Genomic DNA, 9,572 nt, shown 5'->3' on the forward strand with positions numbered 1-9,572 from the left:
GAACATTCTTTACCCGCAATCCACTGGGGATACAGAATGATACGGCCTATGGGGAGCGTTATCAAATCGTTATCAAAAGAGAGATATAAAACCGCAAAATCGTTGTGCCGCAACGGGTTCGGAGTTTCAAAAACTCACTCCCATTCAATAATAACCCTCCTTTCGGAGCGAGTTGTATCAAAAAAGTACGGTCAGACGGCGAAGAAGAGTTTGCGGTAGGCGGCGATATCCGCTTCTGCGGCGGCGATCGCGGCTTTGTCGTGCGCCGCCATCGCGGCGGAGTGTACGGCGGCAAGCTCCGCGTAACGCGGATAATACTCCGCTATGAGAAAGCGCGCGTATTTGACGTAGCGGTACTGCCCCGCGCAGCGGAAGCGTCCGTCTTCCGGACGGCGCTCGACCGCGACGCCGCGCTCATCCTTGAACGCCTGCGGGACGCTCCCGAAATCCTCCGCGAAAACGATCGAGAACTGCAGGTCGAAATAGTCGTAGCCGCAATGGCGCTTCGTGACGTGCGCGTCGGACGCGCCGAGGACGGGGATGCGGTACCCCTGCGCGAGCAGCTCGCCGCGCAGGATCTCCGAGAGGTTGTTGCCGTTGCCGACGTCGTCGTGTCCGCCGAAAAGCTCGAGCACGTCGAAATCGCCGTGCTTCCAGTGGTGGACGAACTCCTCGACCGGCATGAAGTATTCGCCCTCGACGTCCCAGTAGGGGTGCGCCATTACCGCGACTCCGCCCGCATTCCGTATCTCCCGCGCGATGACCGTGCGGAACGCCGTCTCGCGCGCGTCGGAAACGTCGGAAAAGTCGCGTTCGGCGAGCAGCTTATCGATCTGCTCTTCGATATATTCCTTCTTCTCGCGGAGCAGGTTGTTGACGCTGTAATTACCGCCGAAATGGACGATGTGGTAGAAGCTCCCGTCGTTATGGACTTCCTCGCCCTGTATGACGAAAAACGCGTCGGTCAGCGCGGAGACCTGCTCTTTCGCCTCGTAGGACGGCTCGATCCAGCCGTGGTCGGTCAGCGCGATGAAGTCATAGCCCGCGGCGCGGTAGGCGCAGGCGACCTCGAAGGGCGTTCCGCTGCCGTCGCTGCGGCAGGAGTGGCAGTGCGTTTCACACTTGAAGGGGCGCAGCTTCGCGAGATCCTCTTTTATCGAATAGAGGAAGGCGCGGCGCGGCTCCTCCTCGCCGCTTTTCACCTTGAACGAGAAGCGCTGCTCTCCCTCAAAGTATCCCTCGAAGGAGTATAGTCCGCCGCCGAGGTCGTTCATCGGCAGGTAGGGATAGCGTATATCGCCCGACTGGATCCGGAACTCCGGCGAATGCGTGACGGCGTGCTTCTCCATCGGCTGCAGCTTCGCGAAAAGCGGGCCGGGCTCGCCGTTCGTCCGGACGTATATTGTCTGTTTTTCGTCAGCGCGGAAGACGCGCGGGTATATTTCTTTTATCTCAATCCCCATTTTTGCACCTCAATATCCGTAGAATTCGCGGGCGAAGCGCTCGGAGCGTTCGCTCAGACCGCCGAGCAGCGTTTCGGTCTGCGTGTCGGGCGCGCCGTCCGCGGAGTAATCCGCCATAAGCGCCCCCTGCCCGTGGCAGAGCCGCATATAGACGGGGTAAAACTTATCGAGCAGGAAGCGCGCGAACTTCGTCAGTCTGTAGGGGCCGAGGACGAACTCCGGCGCGCAGTCGGTCTTCACGCAGAGGGACCTGCCGGCGCGGATCGCGTTCAGCAGCGCCGCTTCCGAGCGGACGGGCGCGAAAACGAAGGTGTATCCGCCCTTCGCGGGAAGCTTCGGCTCCGCCGCGTAGGTATAGTGCGAGTCGGTCGAGCCGACGACGGGTATCTTCACGCCCTCGGCGCGTACCTCTTCCCACAGCGCGACGGCCGGCTCCATGTCGTAGTCGCGCAGGTCGAGCGCGTCGTAAACACCGTCGCGCAGGAGCTGCCGCGTGACGGCGGGCGGGATGAAGTAGACCTCCTCCCATATCCAGAACGGATGCGCGAGTATCGCGATGCCGCCGAGCTCGCGGGATTTGTTCGCTATCCAGACGCGCCAGGCGTAGTCCTCGCGGTCGATGCCGTCGGGGAGCGAGAGCGTCGGCGCGAGCGCCGCGACCTCGGCTTCCGCTTCGGCTTTGTGCGCGCGGAACCATTCGTTCACGCTGACTTCGCCGCCGATACGTATCGTGTGGACGCGCTCGGTCGGGACGTGGACCTCCTCGCCGAGCAGCATCGTCATCGCAACGGGCGCGGAGCCGAAAACGCGCTTTGCCTTCTCCGACGCGTACGACATGAAGTGGTCGGTCAGCGCGACGAAGTCGTAGCCCGCGGCGCGGTAGTTCGCTACGGTGTGTACCGCGTCCTGCACGCCGTCGGATTCGTAGGTGTGGCAGTGCGTTTCGCCCTTGAAGCAGCGCAGCCCGTAGAGATCCGGCGCGAGCGAATAGACCGCGAGCACCGCCGTGCAGTTATCCGGCCTCTTTTTGCGGCGGTTGTTTATTTCGTAATACGGCGAACGCAGGTCCTCCTCCGGACGGCGCAGGATGATCGTGTGCCGCTGCTCGCCGCGAAAGCGGTGGGTGAAGACAAGCTCGCCCGCTTCGTTCGGCGCGCATTCGTATTTGCAGATCGGGAATTCTTCCCGGAGCGCGCGGAAGGTGTCGCGCTCGCGTATTTCGAGCGTGTAGACGCAGCCGCGCGCGACCGCGGCGTTTTCGCCGAGCGGGCGTATCGTTATCTCCGTTTCCGCGTCCGCGCGGACGACCGACGGCGTCACGAGGTAGTTGAAAACCTGATTGCTCATGCGCTCCTCCCCTTTTCTTCGCTTTACTTTTCAATTATAACCCCATCCGCGTGTAAAAGCAACCGTTGATACGGAAAAAACTGTTGCCATTCCGGCGACTTTATGATAATATTCTCATTAGATATAATAACGAAACGAAGTGTTGACTATGTGGTTAAACGTCGCGATAGGTCTGCTGATCCCGCTCCTCGGGACGACGCTCGGCGCCGCCTGCGTCTTTTTCCTGAAAAACGAGATGAGCGAACGCCTCAGCGGGGCGCTCTCCGGCTTCGCCGGCGGGATAATGGTCTCGGCGTCCTTCTTCAGTCTGATACTCCCCGCGCTCGACCTTTCAAAGGAGAGCTACGGCAAGCTTTCGTTCATCCCCGTCGGGCTGGGCTTCCTCGCGGGAATGCTCTTCCTGCTCGCGCTCGATCTGCTTATCCCGCACGTCCACCTCGACAAGAGCGAGGAGGGCCCTAAGACGGGGTTGAAGAAGACGACGAAGCTCTTTCTCGCGGTCACGCTGCACAATCTGCCCGAGGGAATGGTCGTAGGCATCGTCTTCGCCGGCTGGATGCACGGCAACACCTCCATCACGCTCGCGAGCGCGCTCGTGCTTTCGGTAGGCATAGCGCTGCAGAACTTCCCCGAGGGCGCGGTCGTTTCGATGCCGATGCGCGCGGAGGGCATGCCGAAGGGCAAGACCTTCGTATACGGGATGCTTTCGGGCGTAATCGAACCGATAGGCGCGCTGATGACCGCCTTCGCGGCGTCGCTCTTCCTGCCGATAATGCCCTATCTGCTCGCCTTCGCCGCCGGCGCGATGTTCTACGTCGTCGTCGAGGAGCTGGTGCCGGAAATGTCCGGCGGCAGGCACTACAACACCGGCACGATCTGCTTCGCGGTCGGCTTCGTGGTAATGCTCGCACTCGATATCGCGTTCGGGTGAGATGCGGAAAGAACGGTTTCAAATTAAAACGCGGGGAGCAGGCGTGCGCTTGTTCCCCGTTTCATATGCGTTTCCCGGCGACGGCCGAGGTTAAAAATAACGCGTTTTGCGTATTTATCATTCAATCAATGCTTGTTTTAAGTTTTTTATAAAAATTTTGAATAAAATGCTTGCAAAATGCGTATCTATGTTGTATAATAACAGAGCGCTGAAACGAAGCGCCAATATCGCGGAGTAGAGCAGTTCGGTAGCTCGTCGGGCTCATAACCCGGAGGTCGTGGGTTCAAATCCCTCCTCCGCAACCATTTAGAGTGGTCATAACGGATTCGAGTTATGACCACTCGTAATTTTTATTGTTTTTTTCTTGTTCTTGTGATATTATGCAATCGGAGAGGTGATTATTATGACGCTGACCATCGAAAGAACGACTGTTGATTTCGATCTTGAAATGACTCGGGAGTATTACAAATCTCATACTGTCTGTGACTGCTGCGACGATAAGAATTATCAGGAATTTGCAAAAGGAAAATTTCCTGAACTTGATTCGTTCTTGTCGCAGTTTGGCGTGGATATCTCGCGTCCTGACGAAACCGGCTCCGTTTATCTTGAAAAAAACGGTATGATTCAATACTTGTTTGTTGCTTATACGGTTGTCGGAAGAATCATTACAGAGGATCAGAATGATATTATCTTGAACGCTTCTGACCGTCCTATAAAGGTTTCAATCAATAACGAGTATTATCCTAACGAGCAGAAAGGCGATTATTTCAGCATTGTTGTCACAGGTATTGAATTGCCCTGGCTTCTTGGCGGTGAATATCCCGATAAGCCGAAAAAATCACTGTTTCAACGATTAGCAGCACATTTCAAAAAATAACTCCTATGTATCGGAGCAGGTTTTCCTGCTCCTTTTTATTTAGTGGGACTGATTAATTCAAAAACACAACGCCGATTCGTCGGAATCAAAGACGGCCGCCGTCATACCGGTCGGCTTTCCGGTTGACTGCCGGCATAATAGGCTTCAAGCTTCGGCCGCGCCGCTTCATAATGCTTTCTCAAGCAGGGGTCGAACTGTGTTCCCATGCCGTCGATGATTATACGGTCGGCCTCTTCAAAGGAATATCTCTCCTTATAGACGCGCTTGCTGACAAGCGCGTCGTACACGTCTGCGATCGCCATTATCCTGGCTTCAAGCGGGATCTCGTCGCCCTTAAGCTTGTCCGGATAACCCAATCCGTCCACTCTCTCGTGATGATAATGAGCGACGTTTTCGGCGATCCGGCGAAAATCATCATCGTCGGTATCCGTCAGGATCTCGCGAACGATACGGGCCCCCTCCTCCGCATGCTTCTTCATTTCGTTGTATTCTTCCGGAGTGAACCGTCCGGGCTTGCGCAGGATCGAATCGTTGACTGCAATCTTTCCGAGATCGTGCATAGGCGCAGCCTTGATAAGCTTTTCGCAGAATCCCTCGGGCAGGTTCAGCGATTTATCCGTCTTGATCGTTTCCGTCAGGAACCGGACGCCCGCGCTCGTTCTGCGAATGTGACCTCCCGTGGAATTGTCACGGCTTTCGACCATGGTCGCCATACCGATGATAAGCTGATCGTGAAGAGCGACGATCCGCTCCGTTTTGGCGGCGACGTCTTTTTCAAGCTCTTTATTGTAATTCTTTTGGATATCCGCCAGCTTCTTTGCCGAATCCGCATAGACGTATCTTTCAAAGCGGGCTTTATTGATCGCGTGTCCGCTTATGACTCCGGCGGCGGAAAAGAGTATCAGCGTTTCCAGCCCCCAAGAGAAAACTTCGGGGAGAATAAACAGTTTCCCCAAAACGACGTACGCGGCAATCGCAGCGCCCTCCACGTGGATCGCCGCGATCGTTCTGTCGATGAAAAACGTCGGTATGATCGTGGCGGCGGCGATCACGGTGGCGATCCGTTGATCCGGCTGCACGACCGCCAGTCCGATGCCCGTCCCCAAAACGGAAAGTTCCAGAAGATACATCGTCGGATGAAGCAGCCATTGAAAGCGTTTGATGAGAAACAGAGCGGACATAAGCGTGATAAGGCAGATCGCGAACGAGAAGGCAAGAACGGCCCTGCCTTTAGCGTATTCCGGGGTTCCGTATATGAAATAACCGGCGAACCAAAACAGTCCCACGATGCTCGACCACGAGATCACGGATTTTCGGTTTCTTTCGCCGATTGGCTCCCGCACTTGACGGAACTCTTCTTTAGTGAGCCCGGCATAGAATAACTCTTTTTTAAGGAATCGAAGGATTTTCATAACAGCACCTGCGTTTACGTTCAAAAATGCTTAATAACTATACCTTATTTTTGTAAAAAATGCAATCCGTGTCGGCGAATTAAATGATATTTTTACTCTGCTCCGGCGGGTCGGAAACCGTAAGCATAAAATTTAATATGCACGTTAAGCAAAATATTGACATACGCCCGATTATTTGCTATATTATAGTAGAATGGGAATTGTGTCAATCTACTTCAAAAGTTTCCGAAGGAGCCGGATGATAACATGAAGAAATCACTGCTGAGTCTGCTGCTGGCCTGTCTGATCCTCGCGCCCACGGTTCTCGGCTTTTCGCCGGAGGTTTTCGCGGAGTCTTATATGAGCAACAAGACGGAGATCCCCGTTGACCTCGAGGTCTCCGGCGCGGAGGCTCTGTGTCAGACCGAGGACGGCTACGTCTGGATCGCCCAGTACTCCGGACTGACGCGCTACGACTCAAGAGAATTCGTGACGTACAAGAGCTTCGAATACGAGGGCGAGGATTACGCCGTCATCAACGTGCGCGCTCTCGCCGCCAAGGGCAACACGCTTTACGTCGCCACCTCCGAGCACGTCTACGCTTATAAGGACAACCGCTTCGAGCCGCTCGTCATGGACGCCGGCGTTATCTCCGACCTCATTCTCGACGAAGCGAACGACCTGCTTTACGTCTCGACTCAGGACAGAGGCGGGGTCGTTTACGATATCGCCGCCGGCACGCAGACGACGATTCCGGGAACGGAAGGCAAGCTCGTCCGCGATATCGCGCTCTATCCCGAAGGAGACGGCTATTTCTATCAGATGGACGAAGGGATCTTCGACAAAAACGGAAACGTAGTCCTGCTGAATTCGAGGGTCCTTGAGACCTATTCCGACGGGGCCACGCTGTATATGGCCGAAGACAGCGGCGTCATCCACAGATACGATATGAAAAACGCGACTCCGCTCGGCGATCTGACCGTTCCGGATCAGGTTAACAAGATGCTGTATTCCGAGAAGGACGACATCCTCTTCGTCGCCTGCGAAAAGAACGGAATCTACTGCATCGATTTCAGCTCGGGCGAACCGGCCACGACGCTCGCCGGCGATCTCGAAAACAAGAGCCAGCTGGTCGATCTGATGATAGACTACGAGGGCAACCTCTGGGTCGCTTCTCATTACATCGGCGCCTCGGGCGTTTCCATCATCACGAGGAACGCCCTTTCCGAGCTGCTCTATGACGATCAGACCTGGCAGGCGCTCAACGCGCCGCCCGCGTTCGACAGGAACGTCTACGCGGTAGAAAAGTACGGCGATATACTGTATATCGTCTCCGCGAACAGGATCTACAGATACGATCTGATAAACAACGCCATCCTGCCGGACAACGTCATCATGCAGTCCATCGACGAATACGCCGGAATCAGGGACCGCGAAGGCAAAGCCAAAGGCGACAGCAGCTTCACCTTCACCTACGCGCCGAAAGACGTTGAGGTATTCAGGGGCAAGATATACTTCGCCGTTTACAGCATCGGTCTGGTCGAATACGATCCCGAAGCGGAAAGCGTAGTCATCTACGATCAGGAATATATCCGCAATCACCTCGGCGCGCTCGTCAATGATCCCGATATCACGCTGACTGACTCCATCCGCTCGATGCGGAGCTTTGACGACTATCTCGTCCTCGGATACGCAAGAGGCATCATGCGCTTCGACGGCGAAACCTTTTCCGTCATGCATATCGGCTCCAACGTTCTGTATATCAACAAGACCAAGGACGGCAAGATACTCTTCGACCGCACTCAGGGCCTTTACGTCGTAGACGACGATTTCACCACCGCGACCGAGATCCCCACCGAAAAGGAGATCACGGGAAACAGACTCAAGTTCCTCGTTGACGGCGACTGGCTTTACTACACGCTGAACAGCCGCCTCTTCAGAACGGATCCCGAAAACGGCGGCGGCGTTTCCGAAGAGATCGCCATCCCTTACATCAAGGGCTCGATCGTCGAGCTCGCGAAGATCAAATACGGCGAAAAGGACGGCAAGCCGGAGTATAAATACGTCATCGGCAGCCAGACTCAGCTCTACATCGCCGATTCGCTCGAAGGCGACCGCCTCAACGACTACGAGCTTTACGACGCGACCAACGGACTGCAGCCCGTCATAGCCAACACCTCCGGCTACTACGACGAAGCCGAGAAGAAATACTATCTCCAGTCGACGAACGGCATCTTCGTCTACGACTTCAATCTGACGAGAGACGTTCCCGTTCCGGTGAAGATCGCCGTGACCTCCGTCGACCTCGACGGCGAGCATTATTACGGCAACGACATAAGCATCGGAAAGGACGTTTCCCGTGTCGCCTTCAACCTCTCGATCCTCGGGTTCCGCCCGAATAACGGCTATACCATCTATTACAAGCTCGACGGCGTGGACGACGATTACACGGCGTATTCGGACGACAACCGCAGCATTTACTACACGAACCTCCCCGGCGGGAGCTACGACTTCCACATCTACGTTACCGACGAATACGGACAGAACTCCAACGTCATCGACATCCATCTGGGCAAGGACAAGCAGCTGCAGGAGCAGTGGTGGTTCTGGCTCATCATCCTTTCGCTCGCGGCCGCGGCGGTGGTGCTTATCGCCTACCTCATCATCCGCTCCAAGACGAAGCGTTCGCTGAAGCGCCAGCTGGAATACAAGAACATAACCGTCGAATCGATTCAGGCGATCGCCCGCACCATAGACGCGAAGGACGAATACACGAACGGCCACTCCATCCGCGTGGGCTACTATTCCAAGCTGATCGCGGAGAATATGGGAATGGACCCCGACGAGGTCGACAACATTTACTACATCGCACTTCTCCACGACATAGGAAAGATCGCGATCCCCGACAGCATCCTCAACAAGCCGGGCAGACTGACCGACGATGAATTCAAGGTGATGAAGAGCCACACGACGCGCGGAGCCGCGATACTGAAGGGCATTTCGACCATACCGCAGATAATCGAGGGCGCGAAATCCCACCACGAGAAATACGACGGCTCCGGCTATCCCGAAGGCCTCAGCGGCGACGACATCCCCTTCGTCGCGAGGATCATCTGCTGCGCCGACTGCTTCGACGCCATGGCGTCAAAGCGCGTTTACAAGGAGCCCTTCTCGCTTGAGGTCATACTCAAGGAGTTCGAGCGCTGCTCCGGAACGCAGTTCGATCCGGAGATCGCAAAGGTCGTCGTCGGCATGATATCGGCCGGAAAGCTGAAGCCGTATACCGCCGAAAACACCTACCTCGGCAGCGACGGCAAGACCCACAGGATCAGAAAAGGCGACGATCAGCAGAACGCGGATAACTGACCGGAAACAAAACCGGATACGCGCGCCGCGCATTTATGAAAGAACCGCCTCACCCGAAAGGGCGCGCAAATTAGGGATAAGTCGGGTTTTGAACGGCTGTTTCCCGCCCATGCTTCACAAAAAACAGCGGCCATACATCAAGTATGACCGCTGTTTTGTTGTTTTGCCTGAACGATAAACATCTCGTTCAAAACTGC

Annotated in this window: 6 protein-coding genes and 1 tRNA gene; 4 read left to right on the forward strand and 3 right to left on the reverse strand. The window is 55.7% G+C overall.

Going from position 1 to position 9,572, the window contains the following annotated elements; translation table 11 throughout:
- Window positions 1-191: 191 nt before the first annotated feature.
- Window positions 192-1,463 (reverse strand): PHP domain-containing protein, encoded by a 1,272-nt coding sequence (locus J5441_04070; protein MBO4934331.1) that lies wholly within the window; start codon window positions 1,461-1,463, stop codon window positions 192-194.
- Between the two features lie 9 nt (window positions 1,464-1,472).
- Window positions 1,473-2,810: a hypothetical protein gene (locus tag J5441_04075; protein ID MBO4934332.1), complete on the reverse strand. Its 1,338-nt coding sequence runs from the start codon at window positions 2,808-2,810 to the stop codon at window positions 1,473-1,475.
- Window positions 2,811-2,958: 148 nt separating this feature from the next.
- Here J5441_04075 and J5441_04080 point away from each other — a divergent pair, with 148 nt between their 5' ends.
- From J5441_04080 to J5441_04090, 3 genes are all read left to right on the forward strand, one after another.
- Window positions 2,959-3,741 (forward strand): ZIP family metal transporter, encoded by a 783-nt coding sequence (locus tag J5441_04080; GenBank protein MBO4934333.1) that lies wholly within the window; start codon window positions 2,959-2,961, stop codon window positions 3,739-3,741.
- 228 nt (window positions 3,742-3,969) lie between these two features.
- Window positions 3,970-4,046, forward strand: a tRNA-Met gene (locus tag J5441_04085).
- A gap of 98 nt (window positions 4,047-4,144) precedes the next feature.
- Window positions 4,145-4,618, forward strand: a complete 474-nt coding sequence (locus J5441_04090; protein MBO4934334.1) for a hypothetical protein — start codon at window positions 4,145-4,147, stop codon at window positions 4,616-4,618.
- A 101-nt stretch (window positions 4,619-4,719) separates the two neighbouring features.
- On the opposite strand, the gene J5441_04095 is transcribed toward J5441_04090, so the two are convergent.
- Window positions 4,720-6,030, reverse strand: coding sequence for an HD domain-containing protein (locus J5441_04095; GenBank protein MBO4934335.1), 1,311 nt, complete (start codon window positions 6,028-6,030; stop codon window positions 4,720-4,722).
- Between the two features lie 246 nt (window positions 6,031-6,276).
- Here J5441_04095 and J5441_04100 point away from each other — a divergent pair, with 246 nt between their 5' ends.
- Window positions 6,277-9,375 carry an HD domain-containing protein gene (locus J5441_04100; GenBank protein ID MBO4934336.1) on the forward strand — a complete coding sequence of 1,033 codons (3,099 nt, stop codon included), beginning with the start codon at window positions 6,277-6,279 and terminating at the stop codon, window positions 9,373-9,375.
- Window positions 9,376-9,572: the final 197 nt, after the last annotated feature.

Source organism: Clostridia bacterium, assembly GCA_017620395.1.
GTDB lineage: Bacteria > Bacillota > Clostridia > Oscillospirales > RGIG8002 > RGIG8002.

Excerpts from the sequence above, each read along its gene's own strand:
- J5441_04100 (MBO4934336.1), top strand. The coding sequence starts at position 6,277 with ATGAAGAAATCACTGCTGAGTCTGCTGCTGGCCTGTCTGATCCTCGCG.
- J5441_04075 (MBO4934332.1), bottom strand. The coding sequence starts at position 2,810 with ATGAGCAATCAGGTTTTCAACTACCTCGTGACGCCGTCGGTCGTCCGC.
- J5441_04070 (MBO4934331.1), bottom strand. The coding sequence starts at position 1,463 with ATGGGGATTGAGATAAAAGAAATATACCCGCGCGTCTTCCGCGCTGAC.
- J5441_04095 (MBO4934335.1), bottom strand. The coding sequence starts at position 6,030 with ATGAAAATCCTTCGATTCCTTAAAAAAGAGTTATTCTATGCCGGGCTC.
- J5441_04090 (MBO4934334.1), top strand. The coding sequence starts at position 4,145 with ATGACGCTGACCATCGAAAGAACGACTGTTGATTTCGATCTTGAAATG.
- J5441_04080 (MBO4934333.1), top strand. The coding sequence starts at position 2,959 with ATGTGGTTAAACGTCGCGATAGGTCTGCTGATCCCGCTCCTCGGGACG.